This is a genomic window from Ensifer sp. GW101-20A05, from assembly GCF_059424735.1.
The window spans coordinates 356,900-377,416 of the sequence record NZ_JBWKZT010000005.1 but is presented as its reverse complement, the minus strand read 5'-3'; the positions used below and the strand labels follow the sequence as shown (position 1 = coordinate 377,416).

Here is a 20,517-nt window from a genome sequence, read left to right as displayed (position 1 = left end):
CTCCTCACTCCGCCGCTTCAACGCGCGGTGCCGGCTGAAAGTCATCCGGGAAATGGGTCATGGCGCTCATGACGGGATAGGGCGTGAAACCGCCGAGCGCGCAGAGCGAACCGAACTTCATCGTGTTGCAGAGGTCGGCGAGCAGTTCGCGGTTTTTCTCCGGCTCGATGCCGGCCGCGATCTTGTCGGCCACCTCGACGCCGCGGGTCGAACCGATGCGGCAGGGCGTGCACTTGCCGCAGCTTTCGACAGCACAGAATTCCATGGCGAAGCGCGCCTGGTGCAGCATGTCGACGGTATCGTCGAAAACGACGATGCCGGCATGGCCGATGAGGCCGTCGCGCGCGGCAAAGGCCTCATAGTCGAACGGCGTGTCGAACAGAGCGCGAGGGAAATAGGCGCCGAGCGGGCCGCCCACCTGAACGGCCTTCACCGGCCGGCCGCTCGCGGTGCCGCCGCCGATGTGATCGATGATCTCACCGAGCGCGAGGCCGAAGGCGGTCTCGAACAGGCCGGCATGCTTGACGTTGCCGGCGATCTGGATCGGGATCGTACCGCGCGAGCGGCCCATGCCGAAATCGCGGTAGAAGGTAGCCCCCTTGTCCATGATAACAGGGACGGAGGCGAGCGAGATCACGTTGTTGATCACAGTCGGACAGTCGAAGAGGCCCTTGTGGGCCGGGAGCGGCGGCTTGGCGCGAACGATGCCACGCTTGCCTTCGAGGCTGTTGAGCAGCGCCGTTTCCTCGCCGCAGACATAGGCGCCGGCGCCGGTGCGCACCTCCATGTCGAAGGCCTTGCCGGAGCCGAGCACCGAAGCGCCGAGCACGCCGGCCTTGCGCGCGATCTCGATCGCCTCAGCCATCGCCGCGATCGCATGGGGATATTCGGAGCGGGTATAAATGAAGCCCTTGGTGGCGCCGGTCGCGATGCCTGCGATCGCCATGCCCTCGATCAGCACGAAGGGATCACCCTCCATGATCATCCGGTCGGCAAAGGTGCCGCTGTCGCCCTCGTCGGCATTGCAAACGATGTATTTGCGTGTCCCCGCGGCCTCGAGAACCGTCTTCCACTTGATGCCTGTCGGGAAACCGGCGCCGCCGCGGCCGCGAAGGCCGCTCTCGGTCACCTGCGCGACGATCGCCTCCGGCGCCATGGCGATGGCGTTGCGCAGACCGGCAAGGCCGCCATGGGCCTGGTAGTCGTCGAGCGACAGCGGATCGGTGATGCCGCAGCGCGCAAATGTCAGTCGCGTCTGCTGCTTGAGGAAGGGGATCTCCTCGGTCTTCCCGAGACAGAGCGCGTGGTCGCCGCCATCGAGCAGCCCGGCATCAAGCAGTGAACCGGCATCGCGTGCCTTGACCGGACCGTAGGCGACGCGACCTTCAGCGGTTTCCACTTCGACCAGCGGCTCCAGCCAGTGCATTCCGCGTGAGCCATTGCGTATGATTGTCGCGTCGAGACCGCGGGCCGCGATCGTCTCGGCCACGGCCTTGGCGACCTTCTCGGCACCGAGCGCCACGGCGGCGGCGTCACGCGGGATATAGATTTTCACCGTCATCGCCGCGCCTCCTGAACGAGCGCCTCGAGATCGGCGGCATCGACCCGGGCATGCACCTCTCCGTCAAGCATGGCCGAGGGTGCGCAGGAACAGAGCCCGAGACAGTAGACCGGCTCCAGCGTCACCGCGCCATCCGGCGTCGTCTCATGGAAATCGATGCCGAGCAGCCGCTTGGCGCGCTCGGCGAGCTGATCACCGCCCATCGACTGGCAGGCCTCGGCGCGACAGAGCTTCAGCACATGGCGTCCGGCCGGATGCTCGCGGAAGTCATGGTAAAACGTCATCACACCGTAGACTTCGGCGCGCGACAGGTTGAGCTCGCGCGCAATCACCGGAAGGCACTCCTGCGGTACGTAGCCGAATTCCTCCTGCAACTCGTGCAGGATCGGCAGCAGCGGACCTTCGAGCCCTTTGAGCTCCTCTACGATGGCAAGGGTGGTTTCCGCGATGTCGGCACGCGGCTGATGGATGTTCAACGGGAGCCCTCCCGGCTCATGGGCTGGACGGCGACACCCGCAAACGGGCGACCGGTCCAGCCGACATTTCAATACCTGGCGAAGGCCGTTCCTCGGCGGTCTCCGGCCATGATCAAAAAAGCTTCGCGCTTATGGCCCGATGGGTCAATAAGGCTGTTCCGTCGATCGATAGAAAAAATCTATTGAACCTGGTTTCGCTCACCCAGGATACGCGCCTCGTGCAACAGAGCCGAGACAAGCGGCGTAAACGGCTCACGATGGGTCGCAACCAGGCCGACCGTGTGACGGGCATCCGGCTCGACGATCGGGATCATCCGGATAGCCTCATGAAAACCGAATGATTTCGCGACGTTGAACGGCATGATGCTGGCCCAGCGCCCGGTCCGCACATGCGAAAAAAGCACGATCATCGAGTTCGATTCGAGCGTCGGCCTGGCGACCACGCCTGCCTCGGCAAAATGCTGGTTGACGATGCGGCGGTTCTGCATGTCGGCCGTCAATAGACAAAGCCGAACGTCGCTAACCTCTTTCCACGTCACGCTTTCCCGCTCTGAAAGCGGCGTTCCGGCGGCGGTGACGAGGTGATAGCGCTCGACTTGCAGCGGAACGCTGGTTACCCGGCCGAGCGGCTCGTTCTCCAGATAGGTGAGACCTGCATCGATCTCGAGGTTTTCGAGCAGCGCCAGAATCTGCAGCGACGTGGTCGACAGCACCGAGAAGGTGACATCAGGATGTTTCTCCTGGAATGGCGCGGTAATCATCGGCACCATCGCCAGCGTCGTCGGCACCGCGGCCAGGCGGATATGGCCGGAAAGGCCCTTGCGCGCCGCCCGCATCTCCTCGCGCATGGTGCGGGCATCGCCGACGATACGGCGCGCCCATTCGAGCACGCGCTGCCCCTCCGGCGTCAGTCCCTGGAAGCGCGACCCGCGGCTGACGAGCATCACGCCAAGCTGATCCTCGAGCTGGCGGATGGCGGCCGACAAGGTCGGTTGCGCTACGCCACACTCCTCCGCCGCGCGACCGAAGTGTCTTTCGCGCGCGAGAACGAGGAACATTTCCAGCTTGTCGATCATGTCATGCCTTTGGAGTTCTTGATTCTGCCACGCTACTGGACTGGCTTGCCCCTCACCCTAACCCTCTCCCCGCTCGCGGGGAGAGGGGACGTGCCCGGCGAGACAAGCCCGCTTGCAGTCAAGGCAGAACAAATACGGCGCAGCGCTGTCCCTTCTCCCTGCGCGCGGGGAGAAGGTGCCGGCAGGCGGATGAGGGGCGAACGCCGACGCAAACACATGTTCAAGCAATCAATTGCCCGCCATTGACCTCCAACACCTGCCCGGTGATGTAGCCCGACAGCGCGTGCGAAGCGAGGAACAGATAGGCCGGCGCGCAATCTTCCGCCGTCCCGAGCCGGCCGAGCGGGATGGTCTTGCGGGTCGCCTCCAGTTTTTCCGGCGACGAATAGCGCTCGTGGAAGTCGGTGGTGATCGTGCCCGGCGAAACGCAGTTGACCCGGATGCCCTCGGGCGCGAGCTCGCGCGCCAGCGCCTTGGAATAGGTGGCGACGAAGGCCTTGCTGGCCGAATAGATCGAAGAGCCGGCGCTGCCCCCTGTCAGGGCAGAGATCGATACGGTGTTGACGATCGCCGGATGCGTACCCTTACGCAGAAGCGGCAGCATCGCCCGCGTCATTTCGACGACCGCAGTCTGGTTGAGCTGCACGACGGTTTGGTACTGCTCGTCGGTCAGCTCTGCCGCCGGGAAGCGACCGACCATGGTGCCGGCATTGTTGATGAGGATATCGATGCTATCGAACTGGCCTCTGACCTCCTCGGCCAGCCCCTCGACGCCACCGGGCGCCAGAAAATCCGCGGTGACGACATGCGCCCGGCCTTCCGTCGCCGCCGATTCGAGAAAATCGGGCAGATCGCCGATCGATCGGCCGGCATGGACGAGCACATGCGCGCCGCAATCCAGAAACTGCCGGGCAACCTCCAGCCCGATGCCGCGCCCTGCACCGGTGACCACAACGGTCATGCCCTTGAACAACGCCGGATGAAACATGTCCTTCCCCTCTTCATTCCTCAAGCAGAGTCGCCCATCGGCGAAACGAATGCAACGCGCACTGATCCTTTGGCCCGCAGCGAAAGCGATTTCATCGAAACCGCCGAATCTGAAATTGCATGGCTTTCGTTTTTGCATATTATGAAACAAAACGAAAATGGGGAGGACGGAATGTACCTGACAGGTCGGCAGGCGGAAATCCTGGAGCTGGCGAAGAGCGAGGGCCGGGTGCTCGTGGAGGAACTGGCGCAGCGCTTTTCCGTTACGCCGCAAACCATCCGAAAGGACCTGAACGACCTCTGCGACGCCAAGATTTTGAACCGCATTCATGGCGGTGCGATCTTCCCGAGCGGCAAGGAAAACGTCAAATACGATGCCCGCCGCCAGATCGCAGCACCGGAGAAGCAGGCGATCGGCAGGGCGGCCGCCGAACTCATCCCCGACAACGCCTCGCTGTTCATCAATATCGGCACGACGACCGAGGCCGTGGGTGAAGCGCTGCTCGACCACAAGGAATTGATGGTCATCACCAACAACATCAACGTCGCCAACCGCTTGCGAGTGTTCCCCTCGATCGAGGTGGTGATCACCGGCGGCGTCGTGCGTGGCTCCGACGGCGGTATCGTCGGCGAGGCCGCCGTCGACTTCATCAAGCAGTTCAAAGTCGATTTCGCGGTCATCGGCGCCTCGGCGATCGACCATGACGGCGCGCTACTCGATTTCGATTTCCGAGAAGTGAAAGTCGCCCAGGCGATCATCGCCAATGCACGCCATGTCATCCTCGTTTCCGACTCGACCAAATTCGAAAGAACCGCGCCGGTGCGCATCGGCCATATCTCCCAGGTCCAGACCTTCATCACCGATCGCTGTACGCTTGAAAATGTCAGGAAAATCTGTGCCGAACAGGATGTTCGGCTGATCGAAACCGACGTCTGAATCGGGAGGTTTAGACACCCCTAAAGATTCGGGGAGCATTCGTTTGACATTCGGTATGTTTTCGTTTTAACTGATTTCACTTTCGCTCATGCATCAATTTGTGCATCGCGAAAAGTGGAGGGGAAACAGCAGTGTCAGAGCAGGCAATCTACGACGTCTTCGTCATCGGCGGCGGCATCAACGGATGCGGCATCGCGCGCGACGCGGTCGGCCGCGGATACTCGGTCGCCTTGGCCGAAATGAACGATTTCGCCTCCGGCACCTCTTCCGGCTCCACCAAGCTCATTCATGGCGGCCTGCGCTATCTCGAGCATTACGAGTTCCGCCTCGTGCGCGAAGCGCTGATGGAGCGTGAAGTGCTCTGGGCAATGGCGCCCCACGTCATCTGGCCGATGCGCTTCGTGCTGCCCTATCATAAGGGCGGCCTGCGCCCGGCCTGGCTCATCCGCCTCGGCCTCTTCCTTTACGATCACATCGGCGGCCGCAAGCTGCTGCCGGCAACGGCGACGCTGGACATGAACCGCGATCCGGCCGGCAAGCCGCTGAAGCGGCTGTTCAACAAGGCGTTCGAATATTCCGACGGCTGGGTCAATGACGCCCGCCTGGTTGTGCTCAATGCCCGCGATGCTGCCGATCGCGGCGCCGTGATCATGGCCCGAACCCGCGTCGTCTCGGCACGGCGTAACGGCGCGCTCTGGACCGTCGAGACCGAAAATCAGGCAACCGGCGAACGCAAGACCCTGCAGGCGCGCATGCTCATCAATGCGGCCGGCCCCTGGGTCGATGCGGTGCTTTCGGGCGCGCTCGGCAAGAACGACGTCCACAATGTCCGCCTCGTCCAGGGCAGCCACATCGTCGTGAAGAAGAAGTTCGACGATCCGCGTGCCTATTTCTTCCAGAACCCGGATAGCCGCATCATGTTCGCCATCCCTTACGAGGAAGACTTCACGCTGATCGGCACCACCGATCGCGACTACACCGGCAACCCGGCGGATGTGCGCATCAGCGATGCCGAGGTCGACTATCTCTGCAGCGCGGCGAGCGAATATTTTCTGGAACCGGTGACGAAGGACGATATCGTCTGGACTTATTCGGCCGTGCGCCCGCTCTATGATGACGGCGCCAGCAAGGCGCAGGAAGCAACCCGCGACTACGTGCTGCGCGTCGAGGGCGACAAGGGTGCGGCACCGCTGCTCAACGTCTTCGGCGGCAAGCTCACGACCTACCGCCGCCTCGGTGAATCCGCGCTCGAAAAGATCGGCGAGGCGATCGGCGTCAAGGGTTCGAAATGGACCGCAGGATCAAAGCTGCCGGGCGGAGAATTCCCCGCCCAGGGTTATGCCGACGAAGTCGCAAGACTGCAAAAGCAATACCCCTTCCTTGCGCCTGTGCATGCCCGTCGCCTTGTGCGCCTCTACGGCACGCAGGCAGCCACCCTCCTGGGTTCGGCCTCGAACGAGGCGGCGCTCGGCCGCCGCTTCGGCGCCGATCTCTACGAGGCGGAAGTCAAGTGGCTGATCGCCAAGGAATGGGCACGGCGCGCTGAGGACGTGCTGTGGCGCCGCACGAAACTGGGATTGAAGCTGACGCCCGGCGAGGCGGCGGCACTGGAGGAATACATGCGAGGCGCGGCCGACGCAGCCGCGTGAGGATCCTCGCATTCCGAAGCATTTCCAGCCAAAGCGCGCTGCGGTTCTGGGTCCGGAAATGCGAAAAACGACGAGATGGAGCGTTTCCACGCCGGCTTGGAAACGCTCGGGACTGCCGACAGGCTGGGTGGAGAATTCAATGCTTGAAATGAAGAAGATATCCAAGGTCGTGGGCGGGGAGACGCATATCTACCCGACCGACCTGGTGCTGGAGAGGGGGTCGCTCAATGTACTGCTCGGCCCGACCCTGTCCGGCAAGACGTCGCTGATGCGGCTGATGGCCGGTCTCGACAAGCCGGCTTCCGGTTCGCTGATCTTCGACGGCATCGATGTGACGGGCCTGCCGGTGCAAAAGCGCTCGGTCGCCATGGTCTACCAGCAGTTCATCAACTACCCGGCGATGACCGTCTATGAGAACATCGCCTCGCCGATGCGCATCAGCGGCGCCGACACCGCGACGATCGACCGCGAAGTGCGCAAGGCCGCCGATCTCCTGAAGCTGACGCCCTATCTCGACCGCACGCCGCTCAATCTCTCGGGTGGCCAGCAGCAGCGCACGGCGCTGGCGCGCGCCATCGTCAAGAACGCCGATCTCGTGCTGCTCGACGAACCACTCGCCAACCTCGACTACAAGCTGCGCGAGGAACTGCGCGAGGAACTGCCGAAGATCTTTTCCGCCTCCGGTGCCATCTTCGTCTATGCGACGACAGAGCCTTCGGAAGCGTTGTTGCTTGGCGGCAATACGGCAGCCCTCAGCCAGGGCCGCATCACCCAGTTCGGCAAGACCATCGACGTCTATCGTCGTCCGGTCGACCTCATCACCGCCCGCACCTTCGCCGATCCGCCGCTGAACTGCATCGAACTCGTCAAATCAGGCGCGGCTTTCGCGCTCGACGGCAAGCCGGTGCTGACGGTGCCTTCGCATCTGGCTGGCATTGCCGACGGTCCCTGCACTGTCGGCTTCCAGCCGCACCATATATCGTTCGATCGTCCGCAAGGCAGCGGCGACGCACTCACCGTCAAGACCGCGATCTCCGAGATCGCAGGCTCGGAAAGCTTCATTCACGTCGGATTTGCCAATGCGCGCTGGGTCATGCTCGCGCCAGGCATTCACGACATCGAACCCGACGCGACCCTCGAGGTCTTCGTCGACACCCGTCATCTCATGGCCTTCGGGCCTGATGGACGCGCCATCGGCGGCGCGGCCTAAAGGGGGCGCTGGGAGGAAAACATGGCACGCATCGATCTCGAACATATTCGCCACGCCTATGGCGCCAAGCCGAAGTCTGAAAACGACTACGCGCTGAAGGAAGTGCATCACGAATGGAACGACGGCGGCGCCTATGCGCTGCTCGGCCCTTCCGGCTGTGGCAAGACCACGCTGCTCAACATCATCTCGGGCCTGATCAATCCGTCCGAAGGGCGCATTCTCTTCGACGGCAAGGACGTGACGCATCTCTCGACCCAGGAACGCAACATCGCCCAGGTGTTCCAGTTCCCGGTCATCTACGACACGATGACCGTCTACGACAATCTGGCCTTCCCCTTGCGCAACCGGCATGTGCCGGAAGCCGAGGTCGACCGCCGCGTCAAGGAGACGATCGAAATGATCGGTCTCGGCGGCTGGGCGAAGAAGACCGCCCGCGGGCTGACCGCCGACCAGAAGCAGAAGATCTCGCTTGGCCGCGGCCTCGTGCGCAACGACGTCAGCGCCATCCTGTTCGACGAGCCGCTGACCGTCATCGATCCGGAAATGAAGTGGGTGCTGCGCTCGCAGATCAAGCGGCTGCACAAGCAGTTCGGCTTCACCATGGTCTATGTCACCCACGACCAGACCGAGGCGCTCACTTTCGCCGACAAGGTCGTCGTCATGTATGACGGCCAGATCGTTCAGATCGGTACCCCGGCCGAACTCTTCGAGCGCCCGCGCCACACGTTCGTCGGCTACTTCATCGGTTCGCCGGGCATGAACGTGCTTCCGGTCAAGCTCGACGGCAACACCGCGACGGTCGGCGGCGAACACGTGGCCTTGAACTTCCTGCCCAAGTTCAAGGCCGGCGCCAAGACCGAGCTTGGCATCCGCCCGGAATTCGTCTCGCTCGGCCGCGAAGGCATGCCCGTCGCGATCACCAAGGTCGAGGACATCGGCCGCCACAAGATCGTGCGCGCCCGCTTCGCCGATCAGCCGATCTCGATCATCGTCGACGAGGATGGCGAGATCCCCGCCGATCCGCGCGTCCGCTTCGATCAGAAAGCCATCAACATCTACGCCGATTCCTGGCGCGTCGGCGAGGAGGCCTGACCATGGAAAAAACCTGGAACAACAAGGCCTGGTTCATGGTGCTGCCGGTTCTCGTGCTGGTCGCCTTCTCGGCCGTCATCCCGCTGATGACCGTCGTCAACTATTCGGTCCAGGACACCTTCGGCAACAACGCGTTCTTCTGGGCCGGCACCGACTGGTACGTGCAGGTGCTGACCTCCGACCGTTTCTGGGACGCGCTCACCCGCAACCTGATCTTCTCGGCGATCATTCTGGCCATCGAAATCCCGCTCGGCATCATCATCGCGCTCAACATGCCGAAGAAGGGCCTCGGCGTCCCGGTCTGCCTCGTCCTGATGGCGCTGCCGCTCCTGATCCCGTGGAACGTCGTCGGCACCATCTGGCAGGTGTTCGGCCGCGTCGATATCGGCCTGCTCGGCCGCACGCTCGAAGGCATGGGCATCAACTACAACTATGTGCAGAACCCGGTCGCTGCCTGGGTGACGCTGATCGTCATGGACGTCTGGCACTGGACGAGCCTCGTCGTGCTCTTGTGCTATGCCGGCCTCGTCTCGATCCCGGACGCCTATTACCAGGCGGCCAAGATCGACGGCGCCTCGCGCTGGTCGGTGTTCCGCTACATCCAGCTGCCGAAGATGAAGCGTGTGCTCCTGATCGCCTTCCTGCTGCGCTTCATGGATAGCTTCATGATCTACACCGAGCCCTTCGTCGTTACCGGCGGCGGCCCCGGCAACTCCACCACCTTCCTGTCGATCGACCTCGTCAAGACGGCCATTGGCCAGTTCGACCTCGGTCCGGCGGCAGCGCTATCGATCATCTACTTCCTCATCATCCTGCTGCTCTCGTGGATCTTCTACACCGTGATGACCACGAGCGACGCGCAAGGCTGATAAAGGCGGGAGGAGAACCAACATGCAAACACAACCGCTTACCGAACGCCTTTCCTGGCTGGTGCCGACGATCTACATCGTCTTCCTGCTCCTGCCGATCTATTGGCTCGTCAACATGAGCTTCAAGGAAACGAGCGAGATCCTCAGCACCTTCTCGCTCTGGCCGGTGAACCCGACGCTCAGGAACTATCAGGTGATCTTCACCGATCCATCCTGGTACAACGGCTACATCAACTCGATCATCTACGTCGTGATGAACACGGTGATCTCGGTATCGGCAGCGCTGCCGGCGGCCTACGCCTTCTCGCGCTACCGCTTCCTCGGCGACAAGCACCTGTTCTTCTGGCTCTTGACCAACCGCATGGCGCCGCCGGCCGTTTTCGCCCTGCCGTTCTTCCAGCTCTATTCGGCCTTCGGCCTGATCGACACGCACATCGCCGTGGCGCTTGCCCACTGCCTGTTCAACGTGCCGCTCGCCGTCTGGATCCTCGAAGGCTTCATGTCGGGCGTGCCGAAGGAAATCGACGAAACCGCCTATATCGACGGCTATTCGTTCCCGCGCTTCTTCGTGAAGATCTTCATGCCGCTGATCGCCTCGGGCATCGGTGTCGCCGCCTTCTTCTGCTTCATGTTCTCCTGGGTCGAACTGCTGCTAGCCCGCACGCTGACGACCACGGACGCCAAGCCGATCGCCGCCACCATGACCCGCACCGTCTCCGCTTCCGGCCTCGACTGGGGCGTGCTGGCCGCTGCCGGCGTGCTCACCATCATTCCGGGGGCGCTGGTGATCTATTTCGTCCGCAACTACATCGCCAAGGGCTTTGCCCTGGGGAGGGTATGATGACCGCTCAACCCATTCGCAAGGCTCGTTGGCAACTGCCCTTCGCCGCCGTTCTGATCGTCTACGCCGCCGCCGCCGGGCTGCTCATGAGCATGCTGCCGATCAAGGACGGCGCACGCGACTGGTTCGCGCCGCTGGTCGCCGGCGGCTGGATGGCCTGGTCGTTTCCGTCGGCCATGTTCTTCCTCACCATCTTCGCGCTGCTGTCGATGATGGCGGTCTGGGAATATGCCGCGCCGGGCGGAAACCCGCGCGTCGGCATCCTGCGCTTCGAGACGACACGGGGCGATCGCCTCTTCGTGTCGCTGCTCGGAAGCGCCTTCATTCACCTCGCATGGCTCGGTTTCGTCGGCGGGCAGAACCTGTGGTGGGCGCTCGCGCTCTCGCTGGTCTATGCCGTCGGCGTCTTCCGCTATGTCTGAGGCGAGCCGATTTGAGGGGCCGCGGGAGCGGCCCCTCAAAAGCTAAAGAACCGCATTCGCAAACCTAAGGGAGGGAATTATGCGACGGCATCTTTTGACTACGACGGCGGCTATGCTGCTGGCTTTCACCGGCACCGCTTTTGCCGGCATGGACGAGGCAAAGAAGTTCCTCGATACCGAAATCGGCGACATGTCCTCGCTCGACCGCGCGGCCCAGGAAGCCGAAATGCAGTGGTTCGTCGATGCGGCCAAGCCCTTCGCCGGCATGGAAATCAAGGTCGTTTCCGAAACAATCACCACCCATGAATACGAATCGAAGACCCTGGCCAAGGCCTTCGCCGACATCACCGGCATCAAGATCACCCACGACCTGATCGGCGAAGGCGACGTCGTCGAAAAGCTGCAGACGCAGATGCAGTCGGGCGAAAACGTCTATGACGCCTACATCAACGACTCTGACCTGATCGGCACCCATTGGCGTTACCAGCAGGCGCGCAGCCTGACGGACTTCATGGCCAATGAAGGCAAGGACGTCACCAACCCGAACCTCGACATCGACGACTTCATCGGCAAGTCCTTCACGACCGCGCCGGATGGCAAGCTCTACCAGCTGCCCGACCAGCAGTTCGCGAACCTCTACTGGTTCCGCTACGACTGGTTCAACGACGAGAAGAACAAGGCGGACTTCAAGGCGAAGTACGGCTACGACCTCGGCGTTCCGGTCAACTGGTCGGCCTATGAGGACATCGCCGAGTTCTTCACCGGCCGCGAAGTCGACGGCAAGAAGGTCTATGGCCACATGGACTACGGCAAGAAGGACCCGTCGCTCGGCTGGCGCTTCACCGACGCCTGGCTGTCGATGGCCGGCAACGGCGACAAGGGCATCCCGAACGGCAAGCCGGTCGACGAATGGGGTATCAAGGTCGACGAGAACTCGCGTCCGGTCGGCTCGTGCGTTGCCCGCGGCGGCGACACCAACGGCCCGGCCGCCGTCTACTCGATCCAGAAGTACCTCGACTGGATGAAGGCCTATGCACCGGCTGCTGCCCAGGGCATGACCTTCTCGGAATCCGGTCCGGTTCCGTCGCAGGGCGAAATCGCCCAGCAGATGTTCACCTACACGGCCTTTACCGCCGACTTCGTCAAGCCGGGCCTGCCCGTCGTCAACGAGGACGGCTCGCCGAAGTGGCGTTTCGCGCCGAGCCCGCACGGCGTCTACTGGAAGGACGGCATGAAGCTCGGCTACCAGGACGCCGGTTCCTGGACGCTCTTGAAGTCCACCCCGGACGACCGCGCCAAGGCCGCATGGCTCTATGCGCAGTTCGTGACCTCGAAGACCGTCGACGTGAAGAAGAGCCATGTCGGCCTCACCTTCATCCGCCAGTCGACGCTCGACCACAAGAGCTTCACGGACCGTGCTCCGAAGCTCGGCGGTCTGATCGAGTTCTACCGTTCGCCGGCCCGCCTGCAGTGGTCGCCGACCGGCACGAACGTTCCTGACTATCCGAAGCTGGCTCAGCTGTGGTGGCAGGCGATCGGCGATGCATCCTCGGGTGCGAAGACCGCTCAGGAAGCCATGGACTCGCTGTGCGCCGAGCAGGAGAAGGTTCTCTCCCGTCTCGAACGTTCGGGCGTTCAGGGAGACATCGGTCCGAAGCTCGCCGAAGAGCATGACCTTGAGTACTGGAACGCCGAAGCCGTCAAGGCTGGCAACCTCGCTCCGCAGCTGAAGGTCGAGAACGAGAAGGAAAAGCCGCAGACCGTCAACTATGACGATCTGGTCAAGAGCTGGCAGAAGTAACAAGAAGGCCGCCCAAACCGGGCGGCCTTTTTCTTTCAGGAGATGCGGCACCGGGGTCGGCAACGGCCCCGGTATTTCTTTGCCGGCAATCCCTGAGCGGCATGGCCGTGCCTACATGCGGGCCAGCCGAAGGCGTCCGGACTTCTCGGACCGGCGCTTGTCGAAGATCGCCCGGACGGCGCGCGTCGAGCCGTCGTCCATCTGCACGGTCATGTCCATCTCGAGATGCTTGTCGACGATAGCGATCCGGATATCGAATGGCCGGCCGCGATAGTGGCTGTCCCCGTCCTCGCTCCAGCGGCCGATCCCCTCGGCGCTATGGCCGCCTCCAGCGCGTCCGAGATGGACCACCGCGAACCATCCGTCCTTGCCCGTCACCTTCAGGACCGGACCGTTCCGCTTGATTTCGACCCAGCAGGTCCCGCAGGCGTCCGTGCCGGACGCCACCTGCTGCCACTGCCCCGGAAAGGTGGCGCCGTTGGCGCGCGCGGCAACCGGTGGAAGCGCGAAGGCGAGCGCGAACGGCACAGCGAGCAAGCGCCAGAAGGCCAATCTCCAAGATACCATCGATCATGATCCCAAACGAACAGCGCCGGAGCACCGGCGTAAGGGACCATCGCTGCTTCGCATTGCGGCTACGTTGCATGGTCTCCGGCCTCGTCAGGCTCGCCTGCAGCTTTTCGTCAAGGCTCGCGGCCTTGCGGCAACCGTTCCCGCCGCCAGCGCATCGTGACTGATTTCCCCCGGATTCCGGAAAGTGTTTTCGTTTTCGCAATACTTGCGACATTCTGCCTCGGCACGGAAAAATTGCGCTCCCCTGTTGGAGGACGGGGGAACCGGACTGGTCGACGTGATGGGAGGAGGAACCATGAGCGACGTTTCCAGCATACACCCGGTGGACGAGAAGCTGCCTGTGGGCAGGCTCGCGACGCTTGGGATCCAGCACGTTCTTGTCATGTATGGCGGCGCCGTCGCGGTACCGCTGATCGTCGGCCGGGCATTGCAGCTCAGCCCCCAGGATGTCGCTTTCCTGATCTCGGCCGATCTGTTCGTCTGCGGCATCGTCACCATCATCCAGTCGCTCGGGCTCGGTCGCAGCTTCGGCATCCGCCTTCCCGTCATGATGGGCGTCACGTTCGCGTCTGTCGGCCCGATGGTTTCGATGGCGGCGATGACCCCGGGCCAGGAGGGCGCGCGCATGATTTTCGGCGCCATCATCGGCGCCGGCCTCGTCGCCCTGCTGATCGCGCCGTTGATGGGCAGATTGCTCAAGTTCTTCCCGCCGATCGTCACTGGCACCATCATTCTCGTCATCGGCGTTTCGCTGATGCGGGTGGGCGTCAACTGGATCTTCGGCAATCCTTTCGGCCCAACGGCGCCGAAACTGGTCGACCCAGCCCATGCCGAATGGCTGGCCGCGATGAAGGCCGCGGCCGCCGCCGGCGGCGGGCCTGCTATTCCTGATGGTCTGGTGCTCGGCGCCACGGTGCCGAACCCGCTCTATGCGGAGCCGAGCCACATCGCGCTTGCCGCCTTCGTGCTTGTGTCCATCCTCGTCATCGCACGCTTCGGCCGCGGATTGATCAGCAACATCGCGGTGCTGACCGGCGTCGTCCTCGGCTGCGTCCTCGCCGCCGCACTCGGCATGATGCACTTCGACCGGGTGGCCGACGCCGGTTGGTTTGCCGTGGTCACGCCGCTGCGCTTCGGCATGCCGATCTTCGATCCGGTTCTGATCGCCACCATGTCGCTCGTCATGATCGTCGTCATGATCGAATCGACCGGCATGTTCCTGGCGCTCGGAGAAATGACCAACCGCGAAGTATCGCAGCAGCAATTGACCGCCGGCCTTCGGGTCGATGGCCTCGGCACGATGATCGGCGGCCTGTTCAACACCTTCCCCTATACGAGCTTCTCGCAGAATGTCGGCCTCGTCGGCGTCACCGGCGTGAAGAGTCGCTATGTCTGCGTGATGGGGGGCGTCATCATGATCGCGCTCGGACTGATCCCGAAGATGGGCGCTCTGGTGGAAGCGGTGCCGACCTTCGTGCTCGGCGGCGCCGGCCTGGTGATGTTCGGGATGGTGGCGGCCACCGGCGTGCGCATCCTGTCGACCGTCGACTTCAAGTCGTCACGCAACAACCTCTTCGTTGTCGCCGTCTCGGTCGGCTTCGGCCTGATCCCGTTGATCGCGCCGAACTACCTGATGTGGCTGCCGCATGCGATCCACCCGATCATCGAGTCCGGCATCGTGCTCGCCTCGATCTCGGCGGTGGTGCTCAACGCCTTCTTCAACGGCCTGAGCCTGGAAAGGTCCGCGTCCGTCAACGCGGCCAAGCTCGCCGACAGCCACTGAGCGATACAGAAAGCACCCGCCCCGGTCCCGAAAGGTGACCGGGGCTTTGTCGTCTCACGTCCACGGAGAGATCTCGATACTTCGATCGCCACCGAAGCATCTGCCATCTCCACGGCGCTAGAAGAAGGACAACGACGACGACACGAAGGTTCCATGCCATGGCCAAGACCAATCTCACCCTCGAGCTTCTCCTGCTGCTTGCGCTTGCCACGCTCTGGGGCGCTTCCTACACCTTCATCAAGATCGGCGTTGAAACCATTCCGCCGGTCACGCTGATTGCCGCTCGTACCTTGATCGCCGGCGCCCTGCTTCTCGCGGTTCTCCGTTGGCGTGGCCTGAAGATGCCGCGCGACCTCGCAACCTGGCGACGGTTTCTGTTTCAGGCTTGCCTCAACAGCGTCGTGCCCTTCACACTGATTGCCTGGGCCGAGCAGACGATCGATGCCGGCATCGCCTCGATTCTCAATGCGACGACGCCGATCTTCGCCTTCCTTATGACGGCCCTGGTCACCCACCACGAGCCGGTCACCGCCCGCAAGCTCGTCGGCGTCATTGCCGGCATGACCGGCATCAGCCTGATCATCGGCATGGAGGCCTTCGGCGGCCTCGGCGAACAATTGCTGCCACAGCTCGCCGTGGTGCTCGCCACCGTTTGTTATGCAGGTGCCGCCATCTTCGGGCGCAGCTTCAAAGGGCTCGACCCGATGATGCCCGCCGCCGGCTCGCTGATATCAGGCACGGTGCTGCTGATCCCCACCAGCCTCATCGTCGACAGGCCCTGGACGCTGGCTCCATCCATGGATTCGCTGCTTGCGCTCCTTGGCCTCGCAGTCTTTTCGACAGCACTTGCCTTCGCCATCTACTTCCGGCTGATCCAGACGCTGGGTTCGGTCGGCGCCACGGCCCAGGCCTATCTGCGCGTGCCGGTCGGTGTCGCCATCGGCGCGATCTTCCTCGGCGAACGGTTGTCGGACACCGCCTGGATCGGCCTGGGTTGCGTCATCATCGGCGTTGCGGCCATGACCATACCGGCACGGCGGCGCACCTCCGACGTCGCGGGTCGCGGCTGACACTCTTTCATTTGAAAGCAAAAGGAGACGTTGCGCGACATCACGAGCGCAACGTCTCTGACGAGCTTCGCTCAGTCCTTGCGCTTGCGGCAGTAGAGCTCGAGCCGGTGGCGCACGAGATCGTAGCCGAGCTCGGCGGCAATCTCCGCTTGCAGTTGCTCGATCTTGTCGGAACGGAACTCGATCACAGCCCCCGTGTCGATATCGATCAGATGATCGTGATGCGGCGCGTCGGCGGTCTCGAAACGCGCCGTCGCGCTTTCGAAGGCATGGCGCTGCACGACGCCCTGCTGCTCGAGCGCTGACAGCGTCCGGTAGACCGTCGAAAGCGAGACGGTGGCGTCGATTTCCTTCGCCCGGCGATGCAGTTCGTTTGCATCCGGATGGTCTTCGGCGGTGGCGAGAATCTTCAGGATTGCGGAGCGCTGGCGCGTAACGCGCACGCCGCCATCCCGCAAAACGCCTTCCAGCTCTTCGACACGATTCTTGTTCTGTTTCATGGTCGTTACACTAGCCAAGGGCATTGGTTTTGAAAATAGCTAGTTGCGAATGCTTCGCATTTGCATTGACTTATGCAAATCATTCCCCTACTCCTGTTGATGTCAACATCTGGGAGTAGCGAATGATCGATCAGACGAAGCGCGCGATCCTGGCAGCGGCAGCTGCCCTGGCAGCCATCGCGCTCTTTCCCGGCGCCGGCTCAGCGCAGGAGAAATTCAAGGCAGTGACGACCTTCACGGTCATTGCCGACATGGCGAAGAACGTCGCGGGCGACGCCGCAATCGTCGAATCGATCACCAAACCGGGTGCCGAGATCCACAACTACCAGCCGACCCCGCGCGACATCCTGAAGGCGCACGACGCCAAGCTGATCCTGTGGAACGGTCTGAACCTGGAACTCTGGTTCGAGAAGTTCTTCCAGAACTTTGATGACGTCCCCGGTGCCGTCGTCTCGACCGGCGTCGAGCCCATGGGGATTGCCGAAGGCCCCTACAGCGGAAAGCCCAATCCGCATGCCTGGATGTCGCCATCGGCAGCCCTCATCTATGTCGACAACATTCGCGACGCCTTCGTGAAGTACGATCCCGCCAATGCCGAGACCTACAAGGCGAATGCCGAGGCCTATAAGCAGAAGATCGAGGCGACCATCGCGCCGATCCGCGCCGAGATCGCCAAGATCCCCGAAGACAAGCGCTGGTTGGTTTCGAGCGAAGGCGCCTTCAGCTACCTGATCCGCGATTTCGGCATGAAGGAACTCTACCTCTGGCCGATCAATGCCGACCAACAGGGTACCCCGCAACAGGTCCGCAAGGTCATCGACGCCGTCAGGGCCAACCACATTCCGGTCGTCTTTTCCGAAAGCACGATCTCGCCCGATCCGGCTGAGCAGGTGGCGCGCGAAACCGGTGCAAAATACGGTGGCGTGCTCTACGTTGATTCCTTGAGCGAGGCGGACGGTCCGGTTCCCACCTATATCGATCTGCTGCGCGTCACATCGGAAACCATCGCCAAGGGGCTTTCGCAATGAACCTTCAGGTGAAGCCCCGCTCCGGCCCCGTGCCGGCGTCCGGCGAACAGGGCAGCGGCATCCGTGTCTCTGGCGCGACAGTCACCTACCGCAACGGCCTGCGGGCCCTGCGCGACGCGACCTTCGAGATCCCGACGGGCACGATCACCGCGCTCGTCGGCGTCAACGGCAGCGGCAAGTCGACACTCTTCAAGGCGATCATGGGCTTTGCCCGGCTCTCGCGCGGCGAGATCTCGATCCTTGGCCGTTCGGTTCCGGAAGCGCTCAAGAAGAACCTCGTCGCCTATGTGCCGCAGGCCGAGGAGGTCGACTGGAACTTCCCGGTCCTGGTCGAGGACGTCGTCATGATGGGCCGCTACGGCCACATGAACATGCTGCGCATCCCGAAGACGGCGGATCATGAGGCGGTCGAGGCAGCGCTTGCGCGCGTCGGCATGAGCGACTATCGCAAGCGCCAGATCGGTGAACTCTCCGGCGGCCAGAAGAAGCGCGTCTTCCTGGCGCGCGCGCTCGCCCAGGATGGCAAGGTCATCCTGCTCGACGAACCGTTCACCGGCGTCGACGTCAAGACCGAGGACGCGATCATTCGCCTCCTGATCGGCCTGCGTGACGAGGGCCGGGTCATGCTGGTTTCCACCCACAATCTCGGCAGTGTGCCGGAATTCTGCGACCGCACCGTGCTCCTCAAGAACACCGTGCTCGCCTATGGCCCGACGGAAACCACCTTCACCCGCGAAAACCTGGAACTCGCCTTCGGCGGCGTTCTCCGGCACTTCGTGCTCGGCGGCGAAAACCTGCATGACGATGCCGATCCGCGGCAGCTCGCCGTCATCACCGACGACGAGCGCCCGCTCGTCATGTATGGCGACAAGGATCGGATGGTGGCGCAGCCGGCAAAACCCGAGACCAACGGGGAACCGAACGGCAAATGATCGCCACGCTCCTGGAACCCTTCACCTATGGCTACATGGTCAATGCCATGTGGGTGAGCGCGCTGGTCGGCGCCGTCTGCGCCTTCCTCTCCTCCTATCTGATGCTCAAGGGCTGGTCGCTGATCGGTGATGCCCTCTCGCATTCGATCGTCCCGGGGGTCGCCGGCGCCTATATGCTGGGCCTGCCCTTCTCGCTCGGCGCCTTCTTCTCCGGCTCGCTTGCCGCCGGCGCCATGTTGTTTCTCAACCAGCGCACAAGGCTCAAGGAAGACACGATCATCGGCCTGATCTTCACCTCCTTCTTCGGCCTCGGGCTTTTCATGGTCTCGCTGTCGCCGACATCGGTGAATATTCAGACCATCGTGCTCGGCAACATCCTGGCGATCACGCCCGCCGACACACTGCAGCTCGCGATCATCGGCATCGTCTCGCTGGTCATTCTGACAGCGAAGTGGAAGGACCTGATGGTGACCTTCTTCGATGAGAGCCACGCCCGCTCGATCGGCATTCCCACCACCTTCCTCAAGGTGCTGTTCTTCACCCTGCTCTCGGCCTGTACGGTCGCAGCACTGCAGACCGTCGGCGCTTTCCTTGTCATCGCCATGGTGGTGACGCCTGGCGCGACCGCTTACCTGCTCACGGATCGCTTTCCGCGGCTGATCCTGATCAGCGTCGCCATCGGTGCGCTGACGAGCTTCTTCGGCGCCTATTTCAGCTACTTCCTCGACGGTGCCACCGGCGGCATCATCATCGTGCTGCAGACACTCATCTTCCTGACGGCCTTCGTCTTGGCCCCGAAGCACGGGCTGCTCGCCGCGCGCAGGCGCAGCGCCGAACCGATGGAGGCTGCCCGATGATCTCGCTCGACATGCTGCTTGCGGTCTTCGAATTCGAGTTCATGCGCAACGCGCTTCTGATCTCGGTGCTGGTGGCGATCCCGACCGCCATGCTCTCCTGTTTCCTGGTGCTGAAGGGCTGGTCGCTGATGGGCGACGCGATCTCGCATGCGGTCTTCCCCGGCATCGTCATCTCCTACATCGTCGGCCTGCCGCTTGCCGTCGGCGCCTTTGCCGCCGGCATGTCCTGCGCGCTTTTGACCGGCTATCTCAAGGAAAACAGCCGCATCAAGCAGGATACGGTGATGGGCGTGGTCTTCTCCGGCATGTTCGGCTTCGGGCTGGTGCTCTACACCAAGATCCAGAGCGACGTGCACCTCGACCACATCCTCTTCGGCGACATGCTCGGCATCGGCTGGCGCGACATCGCCGAGACCGGCGTGATCGCCTTGGTCGCCACCGGTATTCTCGCCGTCAAATGGCGCGATTTCCTGCTGCACGCCTTCGATCCCGCCCAGGCCAAAGCCGTCGGTCTTCCGGTTAACTGGTTGCACTATGGGCTGCTCGCGATCCTGTCGCTGACGATCGTCGGCGCGCTGAAGGCGGTGGGGCTGATCCTTGCCATCGCCATGCTGATCGCACCCGGCGCCATCGCCTTCCTGGTCACCCGCACCATGGGCGCCATGCTCATCGTCGCCGTGATCATCGCGATGACGGCCTCCTTCTGCGGCGTCTATCTCTCCTTCTTCATCGACAGCGCGCCGGCGCCGACCATCGTGCTCCTGATGACCGTGATGTTCCTGATCGCCTTTGCCTGGACCTCCTGGCGGACCTACCGGAACGAAGCGCGGCGGGCGATCGAATGACAAAGAGG

At 62.9% G+C, this 20,517-nt stretch carries 20 protein-coding genes; 14 read left to right on the top strand and 6 right to left on the bottom strand.

Annotated elements, in window-relative coordinates; genetic code table 11:
- Nucleotides 1-4: 4 nt before the first annotated feature.
- From AC070A_RS16220 to AC070A_RS16205, 4 genes are all read right to left on the bottom strand, one after another.
- Nucleotides 5-1,561 (bottom strand): formate dehydrogenase beta subunit, encoded by a 1,557-nt coding sequence (locus tag AC070A_RS16220; protein WP_112995707.1) that lies wholly within the window; start codon nt 1,559-1,561, stop codon nt 5-7.
- Nucleotides 1,558-2,037 carry a formate dehydrogenase subunit gamma gene (locus tag AC070A_RS16215; RefSeq protein WP_057255044.1) on the bottom strand — a complete coding sequence of 160 codons (480 nt, stop codon included), beginning with the start codon at nt 2,035-2,037 and terminating at the stop codon, nt 1,558-1,560. Before AC070A_RS16215 ends, AC070A_RS16220 begins: the two co-directional genes overlap by 4 nt.
- Nucleotides 2,038-2,216: 179 nt before the next feature.
- The gene (locus AC070A_RS16210; RefSeq protein ID WP_112995706.1) at nt 2,217-3,113 is read right to left on the bottom strand and encodes a LysR family transcriptional regulator; all 897 of its coding nucleotides are present in this window, start codon (nt 3,111-3,113) and stop codon (nt 2,217-2,219) included.
- Between the two features lie 220 nt (nt 3,114-3,333).
- Nucleotides 3,334-4,101 carry an SDR family NAD(P)-dependent oxidoreductase gene (locus tag AC070A_RS16205; protein WP_112995705.1) on the bottom strand — a complete coding sequence of 256 codons (768 nt, stop codon included), beginning with the start codon at nt 4,099-4,101 and terminating at the stop codon, nt 3,334-3,336.
- A 171-nt stretch (nt 4,102-4,272) separates the two neighbouring features.
- Here AC070A_RS16205 and AC070A_RS16200 point away from each other — a divergent pair, with 171 nt between their 5' ends.
- From AC070A_RS16200 to AC070A_RS16165, 8 genes are all read left to right on the top strand, one after another.
- Entirely contained in the window at nt 4,273-5,037 is a 765-nt protein-coding gene (locus AC070A_RS16200) for a DeoR/GlpR family DNA-binding transcription regulator (protein ID WP_058321804.1), read from the top strand.
- A gap of 131 nt (nt 5,038-5,168) precedes the next feature.
- Nucleotides 5,169-6,686, top strand: coding sequence for a glycerol-3-phosphate dehydrogenase (glpD, locus tag AC070A_RS16195; RefSeq protein WP_112995704.1), 1,518 nt, complete (start codon nt 5,169-5,171; stop codon nt 6,684-6,686).
- A gap of 139 nt (nt 6,687-6,825) precedes the next feature.
- Nucleotides 6,826-7,896 (top strand): ABC transporter ATP-binding protein, encoded by a 1,071-nt coding sequence (locus AC070A_RS16190; RefSeq protein WP_110878788.1) that lies wholly within the window; start codon nt 6,826-6,828, stop codon nt 7,894-7,896.
- Between the two features lie 21 nt (nt 7,897-7,917).
- Nucleotides 7,918-8,988, top strand: a complete 1,071-nt coding sequence (locus tag AC070A_RS16185) for an ABC transporter ATP-binding protein (protein WP_093233142.1) — start codon at nt 7,918-7,920, stop codon at nt 8,986-8,988.
- A 2-nt stretch (nt 8,989-8,990) separates the two neighbouring features.
- A complete protein-coding gene (locus AC070A_RS16180) occupies nt 8,991-9,857 on the top strand; it encodes a carbohydrate ABC transporter permease (protein ID WP_057255038.1) in 867 nt (288 codons plus the stop codon).
- Between the two features lie 22 nt (nt 9,858-9,879).
- Nucleotides 9,880-10,698 (top strand): carbohydrate ABC transporter permease, encoded by an 819-nt coding sequence (locus tag AC070A_RS16175; protein ID WP_057255037.1) that lies wholly within the window; start codon nt 9,880-9,882, stop codon nt 10,696-10,698.
- Complete coding sequence (locus tag AC070A_RS16170) at nt 10,698-11,120, top strand: DUF2160 domain-containing protein (RefSeq protein WP_082616181.1); 423 nt, start codon at nt 10,698-10,700, stop codon at nt 11,118-11,120. The genes AC070A_RS16175 and AC070A_RS16170 overlap by 1 nt, the downstream gene beginning before the upstream one ends.
- A gap of 79 nt (nt 11,121-11,199) precedes the next feature.
- On the top strand, nt 11,200-12,921 hold the full coding sequence (locus AC070A_RS16165) for an ABC transporter substrate-binding protein (protein ID WP_057255036.1): 1,722 nt from the start codon (nt 11,200-11,202) through the stop codon (nt 12,919-12,921).
- A gap of 111 nt (nt 12,922-13,032) precedes the next feature.
- Here the strand turns inward: AC070A_RS16165 and AC070A_RS16160 are convergent, their stop codons facing one another.
- The gene (locus AC070A_RS16160; RefSeq protein ID WP_162728077.1) at nt 13,033-13,488 is read right to left on the bottom strand and encodes a hypothetical protein; all 456 of its coding nucleotides are present in this window, start codon (nt 13,486-13,488) and stop codon (nt 13,033-13,035) included.
- Nucleotides 13,489-13,789: 301 nt separating this feature from the next.
- Between AC070A_RS16160 and AC070A_RS16155 the strand changes: the two genes are divergently transcribed.
- Both AC070A_RS16155 and AC070A_RS16150 read left to right on the top strand, forming a co-directional pair.
- Nucleotides 13,790-15,277, top strand: a complete 1,488-nt coding sequence (locus AC070A_RS16155; protein ID WP_113133414.1) for a nucleobase:cation symporter-2 family protein — start codon at nt 13,790-13,792, stop codon at nt 15,275-15,277.
- 158 nt (nt 15,278-15,435) lie between these two features.
- The gene (locus AC070A_RS16150) at nt 15,436-16,347 is read left to right on the top strand and encodes a DMT family transporter (RefSeq protein WP_112995701.1); all 912 of its coding nucleotides are present in this window, start codon (nt 15,436-15,438) and stop codon (nt 16,345-16,347) included.
- 71 nt (nt 16,348-16,418) lie between these two features.
- On the opposite strand, the gene AC070A_RS16145 is transcribed toward AC070A_RS16150, so the two are convergent.
- A complete protein-coding gene (locus tag AC070A_RS16145; RefSeq protein WP_057255032.1) occupies nt 16,419-16,847 on the bottom strand; it encodes a Fur family transcriptional regulator in 429 nt (142 codons plus the stop codon).
- A 122-nt stretch (nt 16,848-16,969) separates the two neighbouring features.
- On the opposite strand from AC070A_RS16145, the gene AC070A_RS16140 reads away from it, so the two are divergent.
- The 4 genes from AC070A_RS16140 to AC070A_RS16125 are packed head-to-tail and all read left to right on the top strand — an operon-like array spanning nt 16,970 to nt 20,509.
- Nucleotides 16,970-17,875 carry a metal ABC transporter substrate-binding protein gene (locus tag AC070A_RS16140; RefSeq protein WP_112995700.1) on the top strand — a complete coding sequence of 302 codons (906 nt, stop codon included), beginning with the start codon at nt 16,970-16,972 and terminating at the stop codon, nt 17,873-17,875.
- Complete coding sequence (locus AC070A_RS16135) at nt 17,872-18,807, top strand: manganese/iron ABC transporter ATP-binding protein (protein WP_058321745.1); 936 nt, start codon at nt 17,872-17,874, stop codon at nt 18,805-18,807. The genes AC070A_RS16140 and AC070A_RS16135 overlap by 4 nt, the downstream gene beginning before the upstream one ends.
- On the top strand, nt 18,804-19,664 hold the full coding sequence (locus tag AC070A_RS16130) for a metal ABC transporter permease (RefSeq protein WP_057255029.1): 861 nt from the start codon (nt 18,804-18,806) through the stop codon (nt 19,662-19,664). The genes AC070A_RS16135 and AC070A_RS16130 overlap by 4 nt, the downstream gene beginning before the upstream one ends.
- Nucleotides 19,661-20,509 (top strand): metal ABC transporter permease, encoded by an 849-nt coding sequence (locus tag AC070A_RS16125; RefSeq protein ID WP_112995699.1) that lies wholly within the window; start codon nt 19,661-19,663, stop codon nt 20,507-20,509. The genes AC070A_RS16130 and AC070A_RS16125 overlap by 4 nt, the downstream gene beginning before the upstream one ends.
- Nucleotides 20,510-20,517 lie beyond the last annotated feature (8 nt).